Source organism: Paenibacillus dokdonensis, from assembly GCF_004916975.1.
Classification (GTDB): domain Bacteria; phylum Bacillota; class Bacilli; order Paenibacillales; family Paenibacillaceae; genus Paenibacillus_AQ; species Paenibacillus_AQ dokdonensis.
Genome location: NZ_STGQ01000001.1, coordinates 1,019,503 through 1,042,684 on the forward strand (window position 1 = coordinate 1,019,503; position 23,182 = coordinate 1,042,684).

Annotated in this window: 18 protein-coding genes and 1 pseudogene; 16 read left to right on the forward strand and 3 right to left on the reverse strand. The window is 46.0% G+C overall.

Annotated features, from left to right (window positions below; all coding sequences use genetic code 11):
- Window position 1: 1 nt before the first annotated feature.
- Complete coding sequence (locus E6W40_RS04700; protein WP_246072874.1) at window positions 2-1,744, reverse strand: DEAD/DEAH box helicase; 1,743 nt, start codon at window positions 1,742-1,744, stop codon at window positions 2-4.
- A gap of 360 nt (window positions 1,745-2,104) precedes the next feature.
- On the opposite strand from E6W40_RS04700, the gene E6W40_RS04705 reads away from it, so the two are divergent.
- The gene (locus E6W40_RS04705; protein WP_136606831.1) at window positions 2,105-4,699 is read left to right on the forward strand and encodes an adenosylcobalamin-dependent ribonucleoside-diphosphate reductase; all 2,595 of its coding nucleotides are present in this window, start codon (window positions 2,105-2,107) and stop codon (window positions 4,697-4,699) included.
- Between the two features lie 434 nt (window positions 4,700-5,133).
- Here E6W40_RS04705 and E6W40_RS04710 read toward each other — a convergent pair whose 3' ends face one another.
- Window positions 5,134-6,153: an alpha/beta fold hydrolase gene (locus E6W40_RS04710; protein WP_136604421.1), complete on the reverse strand. Its 1,020-nt coding sequence runs from the start codon at window positions 6,151-6,153 to the stop codon at window positions 5,134-5,136.
- Between the two features lie 144 nt (window positions 6,154-6,297).
- On the opposite strand from E6W40_RS04710, the pseudogene E6W40_RS04715 reads away from it, so the two are divergent.
- The 7 genes and pseudogenes from E6W40_RS04715 to E6W40_RS04745 all read left to right on the forward strand — a co-directional run bounded on the left by E6W40_RS04715 (window position 6,298) and on the right by E6W40_RS04745 (window position 12,457).
- A pseudogene (locus tag E6W40_RS04715) lies at window positions 6,298-7,205 on the forward strand (LysR family transcriptional regulator).
- A gap of 581 nt (window positions 7,206-7,786) precedes the next feature.
- Window positions 7,787-8,233: a MarR family winged helix-turn-helix transcriptional regulator gene (locus E6W40_RS04720; protein ID WP_136604422.1), complete on the forward strand. Its 447-nt coding sequence runs from the start codon at window positions 7,787-7,789 to the stop codon at window positions 8,231-8,233.
- Window positions 8,234-8,297: 64 nt separating this feature from the next.
- Window positions 8,298-9,656, forward strand: a complete 1,359-nt coding sequence (locus tag E6W40_RS04725) for an NAD(P)-binding domain-containing protein (protein ID WP_136604423.1) — start codon at window positions 8,298-8,300, stop codon at window positions 9,654-9,656.
- Window positions 9,657-9,802: 146 nt separating this feature from the next.
- The gene (locus tag E6W40_RS04730; RefSeq protein WP_136604424.1) at window positions 9,803-10,135 is read left to right on the forward strand and encodes an ArsR/SmtB family transcription factor; all 333 of its coding nucleotides are present in this window, start codon (window positions 9,803-9,805) and stop codon (window positions 10,133-10,135) included.
- Window positions 10,132-11,583, forward strand: a complete 1,452-nt coding sequence (locus E6W40_RS04735; RefSeq protein ID WP_136604425.1) for an arsenic transporter — start codon at window positions 10,132-10,134, stop codon at window positions 11,581-11,583. Before E6W40_RS04730 ends, E6W40_RS04735 begins: the two co-directional genes overlap by 4 nt.
- A 3-nt stretch (window positions 11,584-11,586) precedes the next feature.
- Complete coding sequence (arsC, locus tag E6W40_RS04740) at window positions 11,587-12,012, forward strand: arsenate reductase (thioredoxin) (protein ID WP_211146967.1); 426 nt, start codon at window positions 11,587-11,589, stop codon at window positions 12,010-12,012.
- Window position 12,013: 1 nt separating this feature from the next.
- Window positions 12,014-12,457: a protein-tyrosine phosphatase family protein gene (locus E6W40_RS04745; RefSeq protein ID WP_136604427.1), complete on the forward strand. Its 444-nt coding sequence runs from the start codon at window positions 12,014-12,016 to the stop codon at window positions 12,455-12,457.
- A 344-nt stretch (window positions 12,458-12,801) separates the two neighbouring features.
- On the opposite strand, the gene E6W40_RS04755 is transcribed toward E6W40_RS04745, so the two are convergent.
- Complete coding sequence (locus E6W40_RS04755) at window positions 12,802-13,002, reverse strand: hypothetical protein (RefSeq protein ID WP_136604428.1); 201 nt, start codon at window positions 13,000-13,002, stop codon at window positions 12,802-12,804.
- Between the two features lie 778 nt (window positions 13,003-13,780).
- On the opposite strand from E6W40_RS04755, the gene E6W40_RS04760 reads away from it, so the two are divergent.
- The 8 genes from E6W40_RS04760 to E6W40_RS04795 all read left to right on the forward strand — a co-directional run bounded on the left by E6W40_RS04760 (window position 13,781) and on the right by E6W40_RS04795 (window position 23,164).
- Window positions 13,781-14,596: a TrmB family transcriptional regulator gene (locus tag E6W40_RS04760; RefSeq protein WP_136604429.1), complete on the forward strand. Its 816-nt coding sequence runs from the start codon at window positions 13,781-13,783 to the stop codon at window positions 14,594-14,596.
- A 137-nt stretch (window positions 14,597-14,733) separates the two neighbouring features.
- A complete protein-coding gene (locus E6W40_RS04765; RefSeq protein ID WP_136606832.1) occupies window positions 14,734-15,408 on the forward strand; it encodes an AzlC family ABC transporter permease in 675 nt (224 codons plus the stop codon).
- Complete coding sequence (locus E6W40_RS04770) at window positions 15,399-15,722, forward strand: AzlD domain-containing protein (protein WP_136604430.1); 324 nt, start codon at window positions 15,399-15,401, stop codon at window positions 15,720-15,722. Before E6W40_RS04765 ends, E6W40_RS04770 begins: the two co-directional genes overlap by 10 nt.
- Before the next feature lie 295 nt (window positions 15,723-16,017).
- Complete coding sequence (locus E6W40_RS04775; RefSeq protein ID WP_136604431.1) at window positions 16,018-16,881, forward strand: type II CAAX endopeptidase family protein; 864 nt, start codon at window positions 16,018-16,020, stop codon at window positions 16,879-16,881.
- A gap of 129 nt (window positions 16,882-17,010) precedes the next feature.
- Entirely contained in the window at window positions 17,011-17,466 is a 456-nt protein-coding gene (locus E6W40_RS04780) for a hypothetical protein (RefSeq protein WP_136604432.1), read from the forward strand.
- A 218-nt stretch (window positions 17,467-17,684) separates the two neighbouring features.
- The gene (locus E6W40_RS04785) at window positions 17,685-19,241 is read left to right on the forward strand and encodes a response regulator (protein WP_136604433.1); all 1,557 of its coding nucleotides are present in this window, start codon (window positions 17,685-17,687) and stop codon (window positions 19,239-19,241) included.
- 13 nt (window positions 19,242-19,254) lie between these two features.
- The gene (locus E6W40_RS04790) at window positions 19,255-22,023 is read left to right on the forward strand and encodes a sensor histidine kinase (protein WP_136604434.1); all 2,769 of its coding nucleotides are present in this window, start codon (window positions 19,255-19,257) and stop codon (window positions 22,021-22,023) included.
- Window positions 22,024-22,213: 190 nt separating this feature from the next.
- Window positions 22,214-23,164, forward strand: a complete 951-nt coding sequence (locus tag E6W40_RS04795; protein ID WP_136604435.1) for an ABC transporter permease — start codon at window positions 22,214-22,216, stop codon at window positions 23,162-23,164.
- Window positions 23,165-23,182 lie beyond the last annotated feature (18 nt).

Sequence of the window (23,182 nt, forward strand, 5' to 3'; positions counted from 1 at the left end):
GCTAAGCTTCTTCCTCCCTAACTGTCTCGGATTCGTAATCGACCTGGCGCTTGATCTGATCCAGTGTTTGGCCGAGTGTACTCACCTTCTGCCGGATTTCATCATTGGAATCAGATTCCAAGAATAGCTTATACAGGCTTTTTTCCAGGGATTCCTGTTTTTCGAAACGCTCAAGAATGACATCAAGACCGCCTATGACCATTTCGAACATATTGATTTTTTCATGGAGCAAATGCAGGATATGTTCTTCGATTGTTCCGGAAGTAGAGAGGTTGTAAATTTGCACATCCTTCTGTTGACCGAGACGGTGAACACGTCCAATTCGCTGTTCCACGCGCATGGGATTCCATGGCAGGTCGAAGTTGATCATATGGTGACAGAATTGAAGATTGATTCCCTCGCCGCCTGCCTCGGTCGCAATCATAACCTGGGCGCGTCCTCTGAAAAGGTCCATCATCCAGTCTTTTTTGCCCCGGTTCATACCGCCGCGATATGGAACACAGATCAGGCCATGTGTCTGAAAATACTGAAGCAGGTATTCCTGAGTGGCCCGGTATTCGGTGAATACAATGACCTTTTCATTCATCTGCTTGATCAGCTCAATCGTTTTCTCGGCCTTGGTATTCGCTTTAATGGCTTTAATGGCGGTCACCAGCTCCCATACCTTGGCCGTGAGCGGCGACTCATCCGGAATTTTTTTCGATAGGTTCACAAGGGTGAGGAACACGGCGTCACGGCTGCTGCATACCTCACGCTGCAGGGTCACGAGCGACAGCATGCTGCTCAGATTCCCCCCGGAAGCCTTATACTGGTCTTTGACAAAAGCGGTCACACCGTCATATAAAGCTTGTTCTTCTGGCGAAAGCTGTAGGCTGACATTACTCACATTCCGCTTGGTAAAATGAACGGGTCCCTCGCCCCGGCGATTGCGGATCATAACCTTGGCGAGCTCGTCTTTGAGCTGATCCTGATTCTTGGGCTGGCGTTTTCCGACCACGAAATTGGTAGCGAAGTCGCCTTGGCGGCCAAGCTGTCCGGGCTTCAGTAAAGTAATGAGATTGAACAGCTCACTCATATCGTTTTGCACCGGAGTGGCTGTCAGCAGAAGACAGTATTTTTTGCGAAGCTTCTGAATGAACTGATAGTTTGTCGTTTTCTTGTTCTTCAGCTTATGGGCCTCGTCGATGATCAGCATGTCATATTCCTGCTTCAGCAGAAATTCCTTGTGAGGATCGCGTTTGGCCGTATCTATGGAAGCTACCACGACATCGGAATGCCAGGTATACGCCTTTTTCTGAGCTACGGCTGGGATGCCGAATTTGCTGCTTAGCTCCCGCACCCACTGCAATACCAGAGATGCCGGGACGAGGATCAGTACTTTGGACACAAGTCCGCGGATCATATATTCTTTTAAAATCATTCCTGCTTCTATTGTTTTACCAAGACCAACCTCATCGGCCAAAATAGCTCTGCCGGACATTTCGAACAGCACCTTGTGAGCTGTATCCAGTTGATGGGGAAGCGGGGACAGACCCTGCAAATGTTTCAGGCATTGCAGCTCATCAAAGCTGGTCACCAGACGCGCTTCTTCTCCCTGTATCGCCAGCTGTGCGAGCCGCCAGTCTCCCCAGGGGCCGCCTTTTTCTAGGCGATTATTCAGCTGCTCAAGCCAGCTGCGGTCGATGTGCAAGGGAACCGGAAGGTCCTGAGACTGTCCGCTCCCGCTGATTTGGGAAGTATTCATGCCCGTACCTCCTTCATTTTCGTATACATACGTATGTGTAGTATGCACGTAAACGAAAGAGTTCATAACAGGGCTGAAAGGAATGGTAACCGTAAGAACAGGAAAGATTTTTCATGAATATTTTCAAAGATCGGGTGTCAAAAAAGTGAGATTGATGGAGAAAAAATGAGGTTGTCCGTTATTGAAGAGCTTACATGCCTTAAATTTCAGGGCAGCTTTGTAGTGTTACAATATGTGGTATAGTATAATGAGTAGCGAACACAATATATTGTACGTGGTGATCGAAAAATCGATTAAATGGCTTATATTTAGTGTATGAAATAATACCAATTATTTTATGGGAGGTTGTTTCATTTGGGTATGATTCGGCAAAAACAAAAGCTTGAGGGATTGAGTGAAAAAATCTTTTTGGACCGCTATGCCTGGAAGGACCCGGATACCAGCCATGCGAAGGTTGGGGACGTTGTTCTCGTGCTGACCAAGGACGATCCGAAGTTTCCTACCAAGGAAGTCGGCGAGATCGTGAACCGTGAAGGCAGCATCGTGACTGTCAAAACCCGTCGGGGTGAGCTGGTCGAATCTCATGTGGATAAATTGACTATAAATATAGAGAAAACACCGGAAGAGATGTGGGACCGTTTGGCGGGAGCGATGGCTTCCGTGGAGGAAACCCCAGAGCTTCAAGAAGGATGGCAGGAAAAATTCCGTTACATTCTGGACGACTGGAAGCTGGTTCCGGGCGGCCGTATTGCCGCGGGCGCAGGCGCGAGCGAGGAACTGACACTGTTCAACTGTTACGTCATTCCTTCGCCAAAAGACAGCCGCGGCGGGATCATGTCCACACTGTCCGAGATGACAGAAATTATGGCGCGCGGTGGGGGCGTTGGCATTAACCTGTCTTCTTTGCGTCCGCGCAGAGCGGTAGTGAAGGGTGTTAACGGTTCCTCCAGCGGCTCAGTATCCTGGGGAGGCTTGTTCAGCTACACGACTGGACTCATTGAGCAGGGCGGAAGCCGCAGAGGCGCGTTGATGCTGATGATCAATGATTGGCACCCGGATGTACTGGATTTCATCACCGTCAAGCAGACGATGGGACAGGTCACCAATGCAAACTTGTCCGTTTGCGTGAGCAATGATTTTATGAAGGCAGTCAAAGAGGATCTCGACTGGGATTTGGTCTTCCCGGATACAACAGAGCCGGATTACAACGAAGTATGGGACTGCGACCTCGACAAATGGAAGAAGGAAGGTCGCAGTGTAATTCATTACCGCACCGTCAAGGCGCGTGAAATTTGGCATACGATTATTGAATCGGCTTGGAAATCCGCAGAACCGGGTGTCGTATTCATGGAATATTACAACCAGATGTCCAACAGCTGGTACTTCAATCCGATCATCTGCACGAATCCATGTGGTGAGCAAGGATTGCCTGCATGGGGTGTCTGCAACCTGTCCGCCATGAATCTCTCCAAGTTCTACAATGAAGAAAAGCATGATGTGGCTTGGGACGATCTGGCACTGACAACGCGTTATTCCGTGCGTTTCCTGGATAATGTCATTAGCAAGACGCCGTATCATTTTGAAGAAAATGAAGAGAACCAAAAGAAAGAGCGCCGCGTTGGCCTTGGCACCATGGGTCTGGCTGAGCTGATGATCAAGCTGAATATCCGTTACGGCAGTCCGGAATCCATGGAATTTCTGGATAAGCTGTATGGATTTATCGCCCGTGAAGCCTATTTGGCATCGGCTGAAATTGCAGGGGAGAAGGGTTCCTTCCCGGCGTTCGACGCGGAGCTGTATCTCCAAAGCGGCTTTATGAAAAATATGACCGAAGTGTACCCTGAGGTAGAAGCAGCCGTTCGGGAAACCGGCATGCGCAACGTTACGGTTATTACTCAGGCGCCAACGGGCAGCACGGGAACCATGGTAGGCACATCAACAGGTATCGAGCCATATTTTGCCTTCAAATACTTCCGCCAGAGCCGCCTGGGCTTTGACGAGCAGTTCGTGCCGATTGCCCAGGACTGGCTGGACGCCCATCCTGGCGAAGAACTGCCGGATTACTATGTAACCGCAATGGATTTGTCCGCCGAGGATCATATTCGCGCTCAAGCAGCAATCCAGCGCTGGGTAGACAGCTCCATCTCCAAGACTGCGAACTGCCCGGCAGATTTCACCGTCGAAGAAACAGGGCGTCTCTATGAGTTGGCTTTCGATCTTGGCTGCAAAGGCGTAACCATTTATCGTGACGGAAGCCGCGATGTGCAGGTGCTGCAAACAGAGAAGAAGGAAGACAAGCAGCCGGAGGCAGCCCTAAATGAAGCGGCCAGCACGAAAGAAGCAGAATATGCGGAGCCTGCAGCCGCTAAAACACTGCCGGCTGTTCTGAATGAGTCCGGTACAAAAGTCGTTGACAAGCAGTATAAGCGCCGCCCACAAGTGCTGCGCGGGGCAACATACAAGATTAATACGCCATTTGGCATGGCATATATCACAATCAATGATTTGGACGGTATTCCAAGTGAGATTTTTCTGAACGTGGGCAAAGCCGGTTCTGATGTGTTTGCGATGGCGGAAGCCTTGGGGCGTGTATGTTCCCTGTTCTTGCGTTACGGAGATCATGGTCAGAAGGTCGAGCTGCTGATCAAGCATCTGAAGGGTATCGGAGGTTCCGGCGCGATCGGCTTTGGCGCCAACCGTGTCGAATCCATCGCAGATGCTGTGGCGAAGGCGCTTGAAACCCATGTGCAGTCAGGCTACGAGGAAGATCACAACCCGGCACCGGTTGCTGCAACATTGGCACCAGAAACCGTAGATCACGGCGGCGGACATGATCACCGCTACGATGATCCACAAGCTTCGCGAGATCTTTGCCCGTCCTGCGGATCCGCAACGCTGATCAATATCGAAGGCTGTAAAACCTGCGGAAACTGCGGTTACAGTAAGTGCTCGTAAGGAAGCTGCAGTGATGGACTTTAAGAGATGATAGAGGCGTGTGTGGGAGCTAATGTAATCCTTCAAAAGGTTTGGGAATTTAGACTAGTTAAACCCGCGCCACAATTGGGTTTGTTGATTTCAGCGTAATAATAATTTGCAAACCACTGAAATTTTAATGGGTTCTAAGATTGGCTGTTTTGACAAAGTTTGAAAAGGATTAATTCCGATTAAACAGTTGAAAAAGCTTTATCTAAAATCACAAAGATTGGAAAAGCTTTGCACATATTTTTCTCACTAATTGAAAAAGGTTTACAAAAAACGAAGCGTTAAATACCGCTTCGTTTTTTTTGTGAGATTCTGGGTGACTGAAAGCGAATGTTCGTTCTATAATTAAAGGGGATATAAAAAGGGAATCTTTCTATGCCTGATAGACAGCCAATGCAAGTTACGATCTATTTTTTTGTGCTAAGTGACAACAAGTGTTTTAGATTATCATCAATAAATTGATTATCGGTACTGTTGATTCCACGACCGGCAAAATGACCCCAAAGCGATTGTATTGGGTTAAAGGTAGCATTAGGAATACGCTCCGCTTCATATTCATTATCTTCCGCTGTGCAGAAGAGGTCTGTGCTCCCTGGCATGATGCAGGCAAGAGCCTTTATGCTCTTAAGCGCTTTATCAAAATCTCCGTTATAGGAGGGGTTGTCACTAATATCTGCATGCTGGCCTGTCCATAGCATGGACAGAACATTATGCGGATCCATATTCATAAAGCTATTTTCCCAGACACCAGCTACAAAATCCTCCAATGATTCAAAACCCATCTCATGATAAAGTTCCTCTCTATAAAACGCATGGGATAATCCCCATCCCGCATAGACCCGGCCAACGGCGCGCATATCTGCAGAAGTTAATTGATTTAGTTTACTTGAGTCGAAACCGACTGCAGATAGCAGTGAAGCTTTTACACCTTCCAGCACCACATAGGTGTGAGGCCATGGTTTGGCGATTCCTCCGAAAGGTGCAATTCGTTCGACCATCTCTGGGTAACTTGCGCCCCATTGAAATGCTTGAATGCCGCCCATGGACCACCCTACGACGAGAGCAATCTTTTGGATACCGAATTTCTCGGTCAGCAGCTGGTGCTGTAATTGAACATTGTCATAGATGGTTACCTGTGGAAAGTTAGCTCGATCGAATGGATGAGGCGTGTTACTGGGAGAGGAAGAGAGTCCATTGCCCAGCAAGTTTGGAACAATAATAAAGTATTTCTCTGGGTCCAGCGCCATCCCGTCGCCAATTAACCATTCATTTTGAACATGCTGATCTCCAAAAGCCGTAGGATAGACAATAACATTATCTTTCTGTTCATTTAATTTTCCAAAAGTTTTATAAGCGATAAAAGCGTTTGGTAACATCACTCCTGATTGTAAAATGACATCACCCAATTTAAAAATTTCATAATCCATCGTATGGTCGCTCCCTTCAAAATGAAAAACCACATGTTCAGTGTGATCTCTTGTGCTTAGTATAAAGCCGTGGTACTCTCAATAAAAGTGAATATAATTCAAGATAGCATTCAATAAAATTGAAAGATTAAAGGAGAGCATCGGATGGAATTGCGCCAACTGAATACATTTTGCACGGTTGCAGCAACATTAAATTTCACGAGGGCAGCAGAAGTGCTGAGCTACGTTCCTTCCAACGTACGATGCAAATTAAAGCATTGGAAGATGAGTTGGGTGTTCGCCTCTTTGATCGGTTGGGCAAGCAACTCGCTCTTACAACTGCGGGCAAACGCTTTTTAACGCATGCCCAAGGCGTACTCGAAAAATTGGACGAAGCTCGCAGTGTTGTCCATGACAATGAAAAACTAAGTGGTACCCTAACGATAAGTGCGAATGAGGTTATCTGCTCCTATCGGCTTCCTCCTGTCTTCCAACGGTTCCGTTCGCAACATCCGGGAGTTCGCCTAATCTTTCGCTCAGTTCCTAATCAAGTGCTCAAGCAAACGTTATTTGAGGGAACCACGGATATCGTTTATATGCTAGACGAACCTATTCGCTCAAGCGGCCTTGTCGTGGAATCACTTGTAGAAGAAAATTTCCGTTTGTTAGCAGCTCCAGATCACCCACTTGCTAAGCGAAATATGCTGCAGTTGGAAGATTTTCATGAAGAAGTGTTCCTGACCAATGAAAAGGGTTGTCCATATCGAACGATGTTTGACCGGTCATTTGAGAAAGAGGGCATTGATAGCATCACGTATCTAGAGTTTCAAAGTGCTGAAGCCATTAAACAATGTGCGATCTCGGGAATCGGTATCGGTTTTCTTCCTGAAATTGTTGTACAATCCGAAGTTGAACGCGGAGAACTGGTTGTTCTTCCATGGCTAATTCCGGACTTACAGGTTTATACACAGATGTTGTGGCACAAAGACAAGTGGCTTTCACCCATCATGTTATCTTTCATAGAATCAACAAGGGACGTTTTTCGTTTACAGAATGAGAATAAAACCATATAGCTTATGTACAAAAGGGGCATCATAAATGTGAGAGGAGTTGATTATTCTCTCTGCATTTGCGCCGGTATGTATGCTGCCATTTATCTACATTCTTGCTGATTGATTCACTGCACCCGAAGAGTTATTAAGCTAAGGCTTCGTATTATTTCCGACGCAGTTTTCACTGGAGGAATATATCCTTCAAAAGGTTTGGAAAAACAACGAAAATAAAGTTTGGAAATTTAGACAGTTGAAAAAGCTTTATCTAAAATCACAAAGATTGGAAAAGCTTTGCACATATTTTTCTCACTAATTGAAAAAGGTTTACAAAAAACGAAACCGCTTCGTTTTTTTGTAAGATTCTGGGTAATTAAAAGCGAATGTTTGTTCTATAATTATAGGGGATATAAAAATTATTGAAGGAAGGGATGTTACTCTGGATATTCGGCGACCGACCGCTTTTGTGAGTTATAGCTGGGGTGGAGAAGAGCATGAGAGTTGGGTACATAACCTAGTCCATCATCATCAATCCGTTATATCTTTTATAAAATATTTGTAATTTGCAAATGATTAAGGTATAAATGAATCAAGAGGTGAAACAAATGGAAAACCTAAGAGAGATCTTTCAAATCATGACACGTCGTTTTGGACTTTTGGATAAAAACTGCTGCACGGCAGGAGGCGTGGATATTTCCCTCGTTCAAAGTCATATTATTTATGAAATTGATCGCAAGCATAATCCATCCATTCAGCAGGTGGCAGATGCACTTGCAATGGATATTACAACGTTTAGCCGCCAGGTACAAAGCCTGGTCAAACTAGGGCTAGTTCAAAAAACGCCGCTTCCTGAAGACCGTAGGATCTATATTTTAAGTTTGACGACACAAGGTAAATATATTGCCACGGTTATTGATACACAAATGAATGATTACTTAAAAGAAGTATTTTCACATATGTCTGAGTTTGAACGAGATATGGTCGTTAACGCTATCAAGCTGCTCAACGAAAGCATGGCAAAATCTTCAGTATGTTGTACACCATTGGGATAATTATTTATCCCTTTTGTTTAACTAAAAACTTGTAAAATGCAAATAATATTGAGGGGGAACTAACATGTTTAAAAGTATTCCTGTGAACCAAACGAGCTGTTGCGACACACCGGCTAAGGAAAAGAGTCATCTACCTGTAGCCATTATTGGAGCAGGTCCGGTAGGGCTAGCAGCGGCGGCACATCTCATCTCACAAGGCGAGTCATTTATCATATTTGAAGCTGGCGATGAAGTCGGAGCGAATATTAGAAAATGGGAATACGTCCGACTTTTCTCACCGTGGGAGTATAACATCGATAAAGCGGCTAGAGAGTTGTTGCTTGCAACTGACTGGATCGCACCTGAAAATGCAGAGATTCCGACAGGTAAAGAGCTTGTCGAACAATACTTAAAACCTTTAGCGGCGCTGCCCCAAGTAAGTCCTTATGTGTATTTGAATAGCAAAGTCACAGGGATCAGTCGTAAAGGGCTAAGCAAAGTGACAACAAAAGGACGCGAGCAGCTCCCATTTGTTATCCATGATGCGTCTGGTACATGGTCTAATCCCAACCCGCTTCGTTCGGATGGCATATATGGTCAAGATGAGATAGCCCTTCAAAATCGAATTAACTATGGCATTCCTAATGTATTAGGCACAGATAAAGAGCGTTATAGTGGCAAAAAAGTTCTTGTTGTAGGAAGCGGGCATTCTGCGATTAACACTTTATTAGAACTTGCGGAGCTGCAAAAGGAATCATACGCAACAGAAATCGTCTGGGCAATTCGTAAAGCGAATCTTGACGAAGTTTACGGAGGACGGGAATTAGATGGGCTGCCTGCAAGAGGGGCACTCGGTATTCGCATCCAGAAAGTCATTGAATCCGGTGCGGTAAAGGTGATGACGCCATTTCATATTGAAAAGCTAGTACCAAAGAGCGGGAAAATTCAGGTTGTCGGAACGATTAATGGTGAACAAAATGTAATGGATGAGATTGATGAAATTGTCGGTAACACTGGATCCCGACCTGATTTATCGATTGTTCATGAAGTTAGGGTCATGACGGATCCAAGCTTGGAAAGTGTTTACGAGCTTGCACCATTAATTGATCCGAATGTGCACAGCTGTGGTACAGTTAGACCTCACGGAGAACAAGAGCTGCGCCAACCGGAAAAGGATTTTTATATTGTAGGCGCTAAAAGCTACGGCAGAGCGCCGACCTTCTTAATGGCAACCGGCTATGAGCAAGTTAGATCCATTGTTGCAGCATTGGTTGGTGATATGGAGTCGGCGCGTAAAGTGGAGCTTGAACTTCCTGAGACAGGTGTTTGCGGTATTGGTGTTGGCGGCGGGGATAGCTGCTGTGGTCCTGTTAAAGTGGAAGAAACAACTTCTTCAAGTTGCTCTGCATCAGAACCCTCAAAGTCTAATTCGTGCTGCGGGTAAGAAATATAAAGAACATCCTGTATGACGCCATTGTAATTGGTGGAGGTTTCCCCAATATATTCGTCGTTGATTATATAAGTAATTCATTATATAGTTATATCAGTAAATATTGGACTCAACCAGACAAACGCTAGGAGGTGCTACATATGGAACAAAAGATACAGGAAATGGCGGAGGCTTATAAGTTATTAGCTGATAAAACGAGGCTGACAATTGTAGCACTGCTTAAAGAGCAGGAGCTCTGTGTCTGCGACATTACCGACATTATTGGTATGTCGCAGCCCAATGCTAGCCAGCATTTGCGAAAACTAAAATCAGCTGGTCTTCTGAATGAAAGGAAAAAAGGTCAGTGGGTATATTATTCGTTAAATCCCGCAGCAGAAGCTTATGTGCAGTGCATTTATGAACACTTGCCATCTATGAAAGACAAAGTAGCTTGTCTTAATAACAACTGCTGCAGTCCTCAGGAGGAAGTATGACAGTTATAGCCATTTTCATTTTTTTACTTACGCTTACTTTTGTGATTTGGCAGCCGAAAGGGCTCAATATCGGTTGGTCGGCATCCGCAGGAGCTGTTCTTGCACTCATCTTTGGAGTCGTAAGTTTCTCTGATGTAGGTACAGTTACAGGGATTGTATGGAATGCCACGCTTGCTTTTGTCGCCATTATTTTGATTTCACTCATTTTAGATGAAATCGGCTTTTTTGAATGGGCAGCGCTGCATATGGCGAGGCTTGCACGAGGTAAAGGTAAGCTAATGTTCGTGTACGTCGTTCTACTTGGAGCAGCCGTCGCAGCTTTCTTTGCCAATGATGGCGCCGCGCTTATTTTAACACCAATTGTGCTAGCGATGGTGCGAGCGCTCAAGTTCGATCAGAAAATGATTTTGCCCTTTATTATGGCAAGTGGTTTTATAGCGGATACGACATCACTTCCGCTTGTCGTCAGTAACCTTGTTAATATTGTGTCTGCTGATTATTTTGGTATTGGTTTTGTCGAATATGCCAGCCGGATGATCATTCCGAACTTCTTTTCACTATTGGCGAGCCTTTTGGTCTTGTTTATCTTCTTCCGTAAAAGCATTCCAGGTAACTACGACTTAAAACAGCTTAAAAAACCGGCAGAAGCCATCAAAGACAAGAAGCTGTTCCAAATTTCGTGGGTCATCTTAGCTGTTTTACTTGTTGCCTATCTGGTGAGCCAGTTTATAAAAGTTCCGGTTTCTGTGATTGCTGGTGTGGTTGCCATCCTCTTTATCCTGGCGGCACGCAAAAGTCCTGCTATTCATACATGGAAGCTGGTTAAAGGGGCTCCGTGGGCAGTTGTTATCTTCTCCATTGGCATGTATGTCGTTGTGTACGGTCTTCGTAATGTGGGGCTGACCGATGAGCTGGGGAAAGTCATTGAAGCTGTTTCAGAACAGGGGCTGTATGTCTCAACGGTAGGTATGGGCTTTTTAGCCGCTGTATTGTCATCGATTATGAACAATATGCCTACGGTTATGATTGATGCGCTTGCCATTAAAGGAACAGAGACGCAAGGCATAATTCGGGAGTCGCTCGTATATGCCAATGTGATCGGCAGTGACTTGGGACCGAAAATCACGCCGATCGGATCGCTTGCTACCCTGTTGTGGCTACACGTCTTGTCACGTAAGAATATTAAAATTACATGGGGCAGTTATTTTAAAACCGGTATTCTACTCACGGTTCCGACATTGTTTATCACATTAACAAGCTTATATATTTGGCTATACGTTATTGACTCAACAAGCATCAATGTTTGGGTTTTAATTGCTGCTGTAATTATCGTACTTGCTGTAATCGCCCTGCTTGTGAAAGCTCTGGTTAGCTCGAAAATAGACAAGGCAAAGTTTCAAGAAGAGACAGTTAAGATAAGCCAAAAAGAAAATAAAGGAGATCGTTAAATCATGAACAACAAACCACTCGTTTACTTTTTGTGTACCGGAAATTCTTGCAGAAGCCAAATCGCTGATGGATTTTTAAAGGCACTTGGAAGCGATAAGTATGAAGTGAAAAGCGCAGGCCTAGAAGCTCACGGCTTAAATCCACGGGCTGTTCAAACGATGAAAGAAGTGGGAATTGATATTTCGAATCACACTTCGGATGTCATTGATCCTGAAATTTTAAAACAAGCTGATTATATTATCACGCTTTGTGGTCATGCCAACGATAATTGTCCGGTCGTCCGTAACGATAAAGCAGAAAGATGGCACTGGGGCTTTGATGACCCAGCAAAAGCGACGGGTACAGAAGAAGAAATTACAGCTAAGTTTGCAGAAGTTCGTGATTCAATTAAAAATCGAATTGAGCAATTTTTGAAAGAGGGCAAGTAAGATGCATAATAGCAAAAAGCAATACCATGCTCTCATTGCGGATAAAATCTTCATGGGCGGAGCTGCTGATGTAGAAACTATGGTTTTAAATGAAGGTGTTGAAATTGTCGTGGATCTAAGAGAGGAAGCAGAGGGGTGTGCTTATCCGGCGGAACATGTACGCTGGGTGAAAGTTCCACTTGATGATAAAACTAAAGAAACGGAAGCGGGTCTCTTAAAACAAGCAATTGATGAGGTTGTTAGAGCTTATAAAGACGGCAAAAAAGTTGCCTTTCACTGTGGTGGAGGCAAGGGAAGAACAGGAACCGTTGCTGCTGGTACCTTATTAGAGCTAGGGCTTTCTGATACTTTCGAGGATGCTGAAGCAAAAGCGAAAAGCATCCGAGATGTCATCAACATTAAGCCCATGCAAAGGGCATTATTGCAGCAAATTTACGCAAGATAACATTAAATTATAAGCAAAAAACCGGGCATGAAATGCTTTCCGTTTTTTTGTTTCTACTTTTTTATATTCAAAACCATCTGCTGCTAGCTGTGCAGAGAGTTTTTCTTGAATGGGTTCAACTTCTTTTATTGCATAATTCACTTCGCCGGTTTGCAGGTTTTCATACTTTACTTTATTATCATCAACTTTTGTGATTTTGAACTCTTCTTTTCCATTTGAATCTGTTGCAATATAGTAATTGTCGTATTGAACTAATGTAGAACCATCTGTAAAAGTGACAGAATTACTGGTTGTGTTTTAACTAGGTCTGTGATACTTTCAGCGTGTTCCATTTGTGATACTGGCTATTTCTTTTCTTTGAAGAAATCGTACTTGATCACAAAATCAAAGAGAGCCGTAATTGCAATTGCTCCAAGTGGAATCATTAAGTATGCCCATGGCGGATTATTTGGAGCTTCACCAGGGGGTGCTTCCATTAAAATCTCACCAAGGACTAAACAATAAATTACGGCCACTACAATACCTGTTACGTTTCTATTTTTCATAGCTGTTTTTCACCTCAAATCCCCTCAAGAAATTCAAAGTATTGTATTTTTTTACCTAAAAAAATTATAACACGGCGCACAACAAATGGAGGAGTTTTTCTCCTTTTCAACCCTATTTAAAACTCCGTAATATCGATTCAAGCATACCAGATTTTGTGAACTCTAGAGTAATATCACAGCATTCCTCTTTTGCAGCCTCATAAATCAAAAAACTACCCTCACGCTTCTGGTTATACCTAAGTTCCCGAAAGTTATAACGAGGGAGGCAAGTTTAGCCGTTTATTCAAAAGTGCCAAATTCCATCATTAATTATAATTATTATAAATAAGTATTGACTTTAAAATGATAAATGTTATCATTTATATATGACCTCATTAAATTTTTCGGTCTACGATCATCGACGCGGCATGAGCCGCATGGATCGAGGCGCGAACGAATGAATGGAAAGGGTGATCTGGGATGACGCTGTATCAAAGTGTATGCCCCGTGTGCCACCAGCCAATTAAAAATTTGAAGCATACGATCATTTGCGGCTGTGGGAGCAAAATCAAAACTAAAATTAAACTCAAAGTTTCCTGACGGGACAACGCATTGGATAGAGCAAGAACGGTGGGATACCGGAAATCTGAAGCAAGTGGAAGAAATCGAAGGAGAGCCTGTAAAAAGGCTCTCCTTTATTTTATCTACTCAGAAATCGGATATAAACGAGTTTAACTATTGACTTCAAATAGCACTTCATTTTAGAGTAGGTATAATAATAACTACTACGAGGTTGAATATGGATGATATCTATAAAGAGCTGCAAAAGCTCGGGTTTTCCCAATACGAATGCAAAGCCTACATCGGACTGTTAAAGCACTCGCCGATCACGGGATACGAAATCAGCAAGCGCTCGGGCGTGCCGCGCTCCATGATCTACGAGGTCATCGGCAAGCTGCTCGACAAAGGGGCGGTCCATACCGTTCCTTCCGAGCCGGTCACGTACGTGCCCTTGCCAGCGAAGGAACTGATCGGAAGACTGCGCGACAACTTTGAGCAATCCTTCGATTATCTGGAAAAAAATCTGACCGCGCTGGAAAGTGAGCAGGAGGTCGACGTCATCCGCCGCATCAGCAGCGATGAGCATGTCCTCATGGAAATCAATGAGATAATCGAAAGCGCGAAGGAAGAACTCTGGCTGTCCGTATGGGAGCCCGAGGTCGCTTTTATCCGGGAGCGGATCAATCGACGCGCGGAGGAGGGAATCCCCGTCTTTTCCGTGCTGTTCGGAAAGGCGGAAACACTGGTGGGTACCACCTACCATCACGATTATATGGCTCCGGAAGTTGCTGAAGAGCGCATGGGCGGCCATCTGACCATCGTGGCGCGGGACAAGGAAGAAGTCTTGATCGCGAACTTCGGACCGAATCGGGAAGCGTGGGCAGTCAAAACCCAGGACCCGGCACTCGTCCTCGTGGCCATCGAGTACATCCGCCATGACATTATGTTTGCCGAAGTAACCAAGGAGCTTGGCCCGGAAAAGGTCGAAGCCCTGTGGAGAAACAAGCCGGATCTTTATCATGTGGTCACGGGAAAGCGGTTCATGCAGACGTGAACCGTTTTTCTTCCTTATTTTTTATAGTCGTTATTTATCTAACATCTAATTAGACAAAGAGGAGAAGAGGGAAAAGAGTGAGTCAGGAAGAGCTTCGGGTCAAAACATCTGCGACTCCAAGGGACGAAGGCGTCTTTATGCAGGGGGTGAAGGATTGCATCCCCACCCTGCTCGGGTACTTAAGCATCGGGTTTGCGGCGGGTGTATTGGAAAAGACCGCAGGCATGAGCATCATGGAAATTATCCTACTGAGCGTATTGGTGTATGCAGGCTCCGCACAGTTTATCGCGGCCGGAATGATTGCCACGGGGAGCTCACCGACGGCGATCGTGATTACGATTTTCTTCGTGAACCTACGGCATATCCTCCTCAGTGCGGCATTATCACCTTATTTTAGAAATCTTACCCCTTTCAAGAACATGCTGGTAGGCTCGCTTTTGACGGATGAGACCTTTGGCGTTGCCATCCATGAAGCAGCGAAAAGAAAACAGATCCATGAAAAATGGATGCACGGGTTAAATCTGACGGCGTATCTGAATTGGATTATCGCCAATATTGCGGGCGCCTATCTCGGGCAATGGATTTCGGACCCGGAAAAGTACGGGCTTGATTTTGCTCTGCCTGCCATGTTCATCGGCTTGTTGATCTTGGCGATCGTCAGCCGGAAAAAAGTGAAGCTCGATATCATCGTGGCCGTTTGCGCGATCGTCATTGCGGTGGCCGTTGCGATCGTTTATCCGGGAAACGTGGGGGTTATTATTGCTACGGTCGTCGCTTCCACGATAGGGATGGTGATAGATAAATGGAAGTAAGATGGGATGTCTTTTTGATTATTTTCGGGTCTGCATTGGTGACGTTCCTGCCGCGGGTATTGCCTCTAATGGTCTTGAGCCGGATGGAGCTCCCAGAATGGGCAATTCGTTGGCTGAACTATGTTCCCATTTCCGTGATGGCGGCATTGGTCGGCCAGGAGCTGTTCGTGCAGGACGGACGCTTTTCCCTGCTAAACAATGTCGAGCTGCTGGCAGCCATCCCTACGGTTCTCGTCGCCATGAAAACGAAAAGCTTGCTCGGAACGGTCGTGACGGGGATGGTTTCAATCATGGCTTTGCGCTTCTTCTTATAGAGGCCCGGTAAGCGGGAAACCGCCGGCAGAGGATTGATATCTTCGGCCGCGGACATGATCGTGTCTAAATGAAAAACTTGTATCTGCTGAATATAAGCCATAGAAAACGCGGGAGAAAGCTCCCGCGTTTTTTTATTTGCCTGCCGCATCCGGCGAAATAAAACATTCTGAAGACCGATTCATTCCTGGGCCTTGGTCCGGGCGAAAGACTAGACTCGGGCTAGTTCTGATCATCGGGTGGCTGTTGCTATACTTCTAGATGGAAAATACATACATGTGAAAAGAGGTTATTCGGATGAAAACAAACAGGAGCGGCAGGCCAGCCGCAGCAACGAGAGGGGAGAGGGAACGCATCCGTTCGGCAAGGCGTGGGCTTTTCGTATACTTCGCCATACTCGTCCCTCTCTCGACGCTTTGCTATGTGATGATACCGAAATCATCGCTCTTTATTTTACTCTTGATGTGGGCGCCGGGATTGTCCTCCATCGCTGCCCGATGGCTGCTGCGCGAAGGGATTCGTGATATTTCCCTGCGGGTGAAGGGAAAGAAGCTGCTGAAGTCGCTTCCTTTCATTCTTCTGTTCCCCGCAGCAATCGGCTTGGTTGCCTATGGAATCGCCTGGATGACGGGTCTGGTGCAGTTCGCCGCCCCTGACAGGTTCATCAAGGCACCGCCTGCCGTCATTTTCCTGGGATTTTTGCTCGTGCAATTGATTGGCGGCACCGCCGTAGGGGTGATCAGCAGCAGCGGGGAGGAACTGGGGTGGCGCGGCTATATGCTAACGCGGCTAATCGACGCCCGCGTACCATACCCAATTCTGACCAGCGGAATCATCTGGGGATTATGGCATCTGCCTGTGATGCTGGAAGGGCTCTACTATTCAGGTCCCTATCCGGCGCTTTCCATCGCATTGTTTATGGTCTCGGTCACATCCTTCGGCGTCATCATCGGGCGCTTGCGACTCGCAACCGGCAGCATTTGGCCTGCGATCCTTCTGCATGCCTGCTGGAATGCCGTGATCCAGGACGTCTTCGACTCTTTTTCCAAAGGTAAAAATGTGCTGCTATGGACGGGTGAGTCGGGTATTTTTGTGGCTCTTGCTTTGCTGGCATCGGCATGGGCCGTTCGAGACGGCCGATTGAGCATAGAACGGTTATAAATGGAATGGATGGATAGATTCTATCCAATCGGATGCGAAGAGATTGGGTTCGGCTCTCTATATTTCGTCTATTCGGGTTCCCCGATCCTATCATAGTATGAATCATCTGATAGGAAAGGAGTGAACAGCATGAGCATTCAATTTATAGATATGAGAATCTCGCTGGACAGCACGCAGGATACGCCGGGAGTGGAAATCACGTCTTCTTCCCAGCCCTATGTTTTTGGAGATATCGGTTTGCAAACAGCGAGCGTTTTACCGGCTAATGCCGGCTCGGTGCGTGTCACATTAAATGCGTACGCACGCTTGCAAATGGGTATTACCGCTGCTCCGACCCTCGTTCCCAATGCCACTTTTACGATCTCTCGTAACGGGAATCCGATATTCACCACGACGTATCAGAAAGCGGTGAGCCAAACCGAGATAAGCTACGAAATGGCCGCAATCACGGCAGTGGATTTTCCCACGGCCTCCGAAGTGATGAACGGATTGATTCATTACACGATCAGCGTAATAACAAATTATGATGTGACGGTCGGAGCGCGGAGCTTCAGCGGAATCGCCGCTGCCGGCAGCAGCTTCTAAGCAATGACGATCTACGTACACAGCGTTCCGCAGGCTGCCCGAGAATACTCGGCAGCTATTTTTTTATGATATGAATTCCATTCGATACTGCGTTAATGATATAAATTTAGTAGAAAAACATAGGATATTCATTCTAGCAACCTGTTGATATAATAAGCTTTAATTTATTGAATTCAAATCGACAGAAGTCTCCAAGGACAAAGGGGCGATAAGACATCATGTATAAAGTGCTGGTAGTGGACGATGAAAAGAATATTAGAGATCGATTGGCGAACACCTTCCCATGGCATGAGGTCGGATTCCGGGTCATCGGTGCAGCTGGCGATGGATTGGAAGCGCTTCAATTGATTCAGAAGGATCCGCCTCATGTGGTGATGACCGATATTATGATGCCGGAAATGGATGGCCTCGAACTGGCGAATACGCTCCAATCTACTTACCCCGAGATCAAAACGATCATTCTTTCCGCCTATGATGATTTTAAATATGCACAAGAGGCGATCAGGTACGGCATCAAAGGATATTTGCTGAAGCCGCTGGTGAAGGATGAGTTTGTTAGTTTATTGAGCGGTCTGGCGATCGAGCTGAAGAAAGATAAGGAACTGGAAAGTGATCGAACGAAAGGGGTCTCCGGTGCTCGCGAGGAATCGGTATGGATTGAGTTGCTTAAGGGGGAGCGCACAGATCAGAACGAGGCACCCCGGCTTCGAGATTATGTCAGGGTGATCGTATGTTCCTTTTCGAAGGCTTTTGATAAAGATCTGGGCTTATCTACCCGGCAGTTCATCCAAGAAGTGTCGACGGAATATTGGAAGGAAAGCGAGTTTCCCGTCTTGTTTTACGGAAATCGTCTGGTCCTGTTCGCCCACCACGTCAATCCGCTCAGCAAATATGACCTGCAGACGAAGCTTACCCGGTATGCCGATTTCTTAAAGTCTTCACTATCGGGGGCCTTCGGCAAAGAATACGGATTATCCATTGCCGTCGGCAATATGGTGAAGGATATGGCAGACGTTCATACGTCTTTTAATCAAGCGGTATATGCTAACGCCTATACATATTTCGGGGATCAACATTCCGTTGTTTATTATCAGGATATATCCGCGCCATCTGAAGGTGAGGAGTCTAGGCTCCGTGAGCTTTTGAACAATCTGATGGACCAATTGGCCGAGGCAGTCTTTTCCCGGCGTAAGGACGATATCGCGCACAGCCTTCGAGACTTCACGGATGCGTTGACGCAGGGAAACCGGTTGAGCCTTGCCGAGATTCAAATGGCGTTTTCGGAGTTCCTCCTGTTTCTTCTGTTAAAAGCGAGAAAAAAGGGATTCTCTTTGCCTACCCTGGATAAAAAAACGGCACTGGAACAAATTCATGACACAGAATCCGCTCTCGAATTGAAAAAATGGCTGGCTCAAACCATTGAAGAAATAATGAATGCTCCGGAAGAGGAGCGGGATGGCAACCGTTATGTGATGTTGGCTAAGGAACATATTCATCACCATTTTTCGGAGAAAATGACGCTGGAGGATCTAGCGGGGCAGTTGTTTATTCATCCGGCCTATTTCAGCTCGATTTTCAAAAAGGAAACCGGTCAAAACTTCATTGATTATGTGAATGAGATTCGGGTTCAAAAAGCGATGGAGCTGCTCCAGAATCCGGATTATCGAATTAAGGATGTATCGGTTCTGACTGGCTTCCATAATCATTCTTACTTTAATAAGGTGTTTAAAAAGGTGACGGGCATGAAGCCTGCCGTATTCCGTTCGATTCATTGAAGGAGGATGCCCTATGCGAATGCTGAATGGATTCGGCCGGATTTCGTTCCGCAATTTTCTGATGTTGTTTTCCTTGGGAGTCATGCTGGTGTTACTGCTCCTTCTAAGCAGCTTTTTGTTTTTTAAAGTCAAGCACTTTATCGATGATAAGAAGCAGTTCATCATTAACACCCGGTTGAATCAGATTTCTTTTGAAATCAGCACAAGCTTCAGCAATGTGTACTATACGTTAAATAACTTGAAGACCAATGGGCAGTTAATCAGCGATGTCCAGCAACTCGGCGACAGCCGTACGGACAATCTGGAGAAGTACCGCACGACACTGGATTTGGACAACTTATTGTATAATGTCAGGCAGGAAAATGCATGCATTGATTCGGTTTTAGTAATCACGCCGACCAACCAATTCAGCTCGGACGATACATATTTGGATTTCAGCCTGAATGGCATGCGCGCCTCTAGCAAGCTGGAGAAGAAGCTGAATCTTGTGCTGCCCGGGGAGGCGGCGGCAAATTTCGATTTCCCGGACCGGAGCTCCTCCGGAGGCGGGTTGTCGCAAGCGGTTAACAGCTTGAACAAAAGGTTGTTTTTTGCCGCTAACATAACGGGCAAGGACGGCTCCTATCTTGGGGTCATCCTGATCCTGCTGGACTCCGATTACTATCAAAACAGCATCTCCTATAATGATAATATTTCGCTCATGGACGATTCTAGCCATCTGATTTTTAGCGGGGGAGAGATGGAGCCTGCCGCTATAGACGAATTGAAAAATAACGTCACCCGTGATGAAGGAAGCTTTTTTCTGCCTAATCATAATCTTGAAGCGCATTACATCACGATCCCGTTTCATCAATTTCGCTTGATCTATGTGGATCGGGTCGGTTTTTACCGCGAACAGGTCCTTATGATGCTCCGGCTGCTCGCAGTCATTTTTATGGTGGGCGTTCTAGTCACCTTCGTCTCTTCGCGGGTCATTTCCAGCAAAGTACTGCTTCCCGTGTATAAGCTCATCAAATTGTTCAGCATGTACGATATTACGGAGGATCGGCACCAGGGATACAAGGAATTGCTCACCAAGAAAAGCCGTTTGAATTTGCGCGACCGCTTTTTGGTGTACTTCATCGTGACGATTTTTTTGCCTTTTATCGTGTACATGGCTATTTTTTATTGGCAATCCTCCAAAATTGTTGCTGACGATTTGAAGGAAACCCATTATTCATTGTTTGAAAAAACGGCGAGCCAGCTTGAACATAATATCAATCAAATCGAAGTGCTGATGTCCCGGATTTCGTTGGATAAAACGGTTCAGGCAGACATGCTAGCGAAGGATCCGGACAAGCTGGAAGAAAAATTGCTCGATGAGAACCATTTGCTCGGGTTGAACCAGCAATCGGTACGGATCTATGACCGATTCGGAACGCTGATGTATTCGAACCGGTATAAGCAAATCGGGAAAATGGAGGCGATATTTTATAATCGGATGAAATCCTCGGGCAGATTGATCAGTTATAATCTGACGAAGGATGATCTGGGGAAAACATCCGTGGTTCTCGGCATGCCCATTATGTCCATGGACAAATTTCGCGAGGTGATAGGGTTCATCACGGTGGAAATGCCCAGCGAAGAGCTGTCCAATTTATATGCTGAATTCAAGCAGAACGGCAGTGAAGCCTTTATCGTCGATGCGAATCGCCGGATCGTCTCCCATCCGGTGATCGGCCAAATTGGAAAGTTCATGGATTTATCGATTCCTGAAGGGAATTTACAGCAGGCTGGCCCCTTCGGGGGACATTATTTTGTTTCTGCCAAGAAAATCGGCGGGGTTCCCTGGAGATTTGTTTCCAGCTATAACTATTCGGATGTGAAGACGCAGGTCATCAATCTATTTTTGAGCGATTCGTATCTGATCTTTCTGATTTTTCTGCTCATGCTTCTTTTCGCCTATTTTATGTCGCAGGGGATGCTGAAACCGCTCAGCCGGCTGAGTCAAGGACTAAACGAATATGAGCTTGGGAAAAGCGATCTGATAATCCTGCAGGCGGCGTCCGGAATCGACGAAGTCGATTTGCTCGGCCGTAACTTCAACCAGATGATTCGCAGGATGGATGATCTGATGCAAGAGTCGCTGATGGCCAACAAAGAAAGGATCAAGCTCGAATACGAGAAAAAGGAAATTCAAATGATTGCCCTTCAATCGCAGATTAATCCTCATTTCTTGTACAATACTTTGGAAAATCTGACCTACCTCGTCGAAACGCATGAAGTGGATAAAGCCGTCGATATGATCAGTTCGCTGAGCCGGCTGTTCCGTTATATCACGAACAGGGAGCAGATCATTCCGATGCGCGACGAAATACAGTATGCGAAAACCTACGTTGGGATCATGTCTTCGCGGTATGATAACTTTCAATGCATATGGCATGCGGATGAGGATGTGCTGGATTGCAGGGTCACGAAGCTGATTTTGCAGCCCGTCATTGAAAATGCCATCCATCATGGAGCGAGGATGACAAAACAGCAGGTAACTATTGAAATTTCCTATCGGAGGCATGATGATGCAATCCGCGTGGTTGTTAAGGATAATGCACTCGGCATGAGGGACGAGGATCTGCTGGAGGTCAGGAAGCAGCTCGGTAATCCCGAAATCAAAAAAGTCGGCATTTTCAACGTGAACGCCAGGATTAAATTGAACTTTGGAGAGGATTACGGCTTAAGCATCGACAGCAAGGTTGGGGAAGGCACCGTCGTCACCTTGCTGCTTCCCGCCCATGCGAGCAGATGATTTCAAGATCAGGAGCTAAAATGAAGGCTGCCCCTTAGTCTTTCGGGCAGCCTTCATTTTCGTATGCAAGGAAACATCTAAAGATAGTGATACAACACCTAAAGATCGTATCACTTTTCGGATGACCGCTTTTCTATAATAGCAATGAAAGCGTTTCCCAATATTGACGAAAGGAGTGGATGACATCACGATGAGCACCGTGACTCCGCTTGCAGAGCGACCGTCCGTCCGCAAAACTAACGAAAACTGGGTTCGGGCCAAGAGAATGAAGGCATTGTATTTGATGATGCTGGTGCCTATGATTTTGCTTTTTACTTTTCACTATGTTCCCATGTACGGCATCATGGTGGCTTTTAAAAAGTTTTCTCCCGGTCTTGGCATCTGGAACAGCCCCTGGAATCATTTCGAGCATTTCAAAGGCTTGTTCCATGATTTTCTGTTTACCCGCGCTTTAAGGAATACCCTGATCATTAGTATTTTGAAGCTGGCTATTTCTTTTCCGGCTCCGATTGTGCTGGCGGTGCTGCTGAACGAGATTAAGAACGGTATGTTCAAAAGAGTCACGCAGTCGATTTCATATCTGCCGCATTTTATGTCTTGGGTTATTCTCGCTTCGATGGTGGGCGAGGTCCTTTCCCCGCAACGGGGCGTGGTGAATTACGTCATCCAGCTGTTCGGCGGACAGCCGATCAATTTTTTATCGGATACCCATTTCTTTATTCCAGTATTGGTCCTGACGGATGTCTGGAAGGAGATCGGTTGGGGGGCAATTATTTACCTCGCGGCGATCTCTTCGATCAATACGGATATGTATGAAGCGGCAGATGTTGACGGGGCCACCCGGTTTAAGAAGATGATTCACATCACCGTTCCATCCCTGGTTCCGATGATCGTCATCATGTTTATTCTAAGCCTCGGAAATATACTGAACGCGGGATTCGACCAAATCTTGAATCTGTACAACCCGATGGTTTACGGCGTTGCCGATATCATCGATACCTATGTTTACCGCAGGGGGATTGAGCAGTTTCAACTGGACTATGCCACTGCCGTTGGACTCTTCAAGAATGTTGTCGGCGTAGCTCTCATCTTGAGCGCTAACGCCATCATCCGAAGACGAAGTGAACATGGCATTTGGTAGGAAGGAGGCTGAAGGAAA

Excerpts from the sequence above, each read along its gene's own strand:
- E6W40_RS04700 (WP_246072874.1), bottom strand. The coding sequence starts at position 1,744 with ATGAATACTTCCCAAATCAGCGGGAGCGGACAGTCTCAGGACCTTCCG.
- E6W40_RS04705 (WP_136606831.1), top strand. The coding sequence starts at position 2,105 with ATGATTCGGCAAAAACAAAAGCTTGAGGGATTGAGTGAAAAAATCTTT.
- E6W40_RS04710 (WP_136604421.1), bottom strand. The coding sequence starts at position 6,153 with ATGGATTATGAAATTTTTAAATTGGGTGATGTCATTTTACAATCAGGA.
- E6W40_RS04720 (WP_136604422.1), top strand. The coding sequence starts at position 7,787 with ATGGAAAACCTAAGAGAGATCTTTCAAATCATGACACGTCGTTTTGGA.
- E6W40_RS04725 (WP_136604423.1), top strand. The coding sequence starts at position 8,298 with ATGTTTAAAAGTATTCCTGTGAACCAAACGAGCTGTTGCGACACACCG.
- E6W40_RS04730 (WP_136604424.1), top strand. The coding sequence starts at position 9,803 with ATGGAACAAAAGATACAGGAAATGGCGGAGGCTTATAAGTTATTAGCT.
- E6W40_RS04735 (WP_136604425.1), top strand. The coding sequence starts at position 10,132 with ATGACAGTTATAGCCATTTTCATTTTTTTACTTACGCTTACTTTTGTG.
- arsC (WP_211146967.1), top strand. The coding sequence starts at position 11,587 with ATGAACAACAAACCACTCGTTTACTTTTTGTGTACCGGAAATTCTTGC.
- E6W40_RS04745 (WP_136604427.1), top strand. The coding sequence starts at position 12,014 with ATGCATAATAGCAAAAAGCAATACCATGCTCTCATTGCGGATAAAATC.
- E6W40_RS04755 (WP_136604428.1), bottom strand. The coding sequence starts at position 13,002 with ATGAAAAATAGAAACGTAACAGGTATTGTAGTGGCCGTAATTTATTGT.
- E6W40_RS04760 (WP_136604429.1), top strand. The coding sequence starts at position 13,781 with ATGGATGATATCTATAAAGAGCTGCAAAAGCTCGGGTTTTCCCAATAC.
- E6W40_RS04765 (WP_136606832.1), top strand. The coding sequence starts at position 14,734 with ATGCAGGGGGTGAAGGATTGCATCCCCACCCTGCTCGGGTACTTAAGC.
- E6W40_RS04770 (WP_136604430.1), top strand. The coding sequence starts at position 15,399 with ATGGAAGTAAGATGGGATGTCTTTTTGATTATTTTCGGGTCTGCATTG.
- E6W40_RS04775 (WP_136604431.1), top strand. The coding sequence starts at position 16,018 with ATGAAAACAAACAGGAGCGGCAGGCCAGCCGCAGCAACGAGAGGGGAG.
- E6W40_RS04780 (WP_136604432.1), top strand. The coding sequence starts at position 17,011 with ATGAGCATTCAATTTATAGATATGAGAATCTCGCTGGACAGCACGCAG.
- E6W40_RS04785 (WP_136604433.1), top strand. The coding sequence starts at position 17,685 with ATGTATAAAGTGCTGGTAGTGGACGATGAAAAGAATATTAGAGATCGA.
- E6W40_RS04790 (WP_136604434.1), top strand. The coding sequence starts at position 19,255 with ATGCGAATGCTGAATGGATTCGGCCGGATTTCGTTCCGCAATTTTCTG.
- E6W40_RS04795 (WP_136604435.1), top strand. The coding sequence starts at position 22,214 with ATGAGCACCGTGACTCCGCTTGCAGAGCGACCGTCCGTCCGCAAAACT.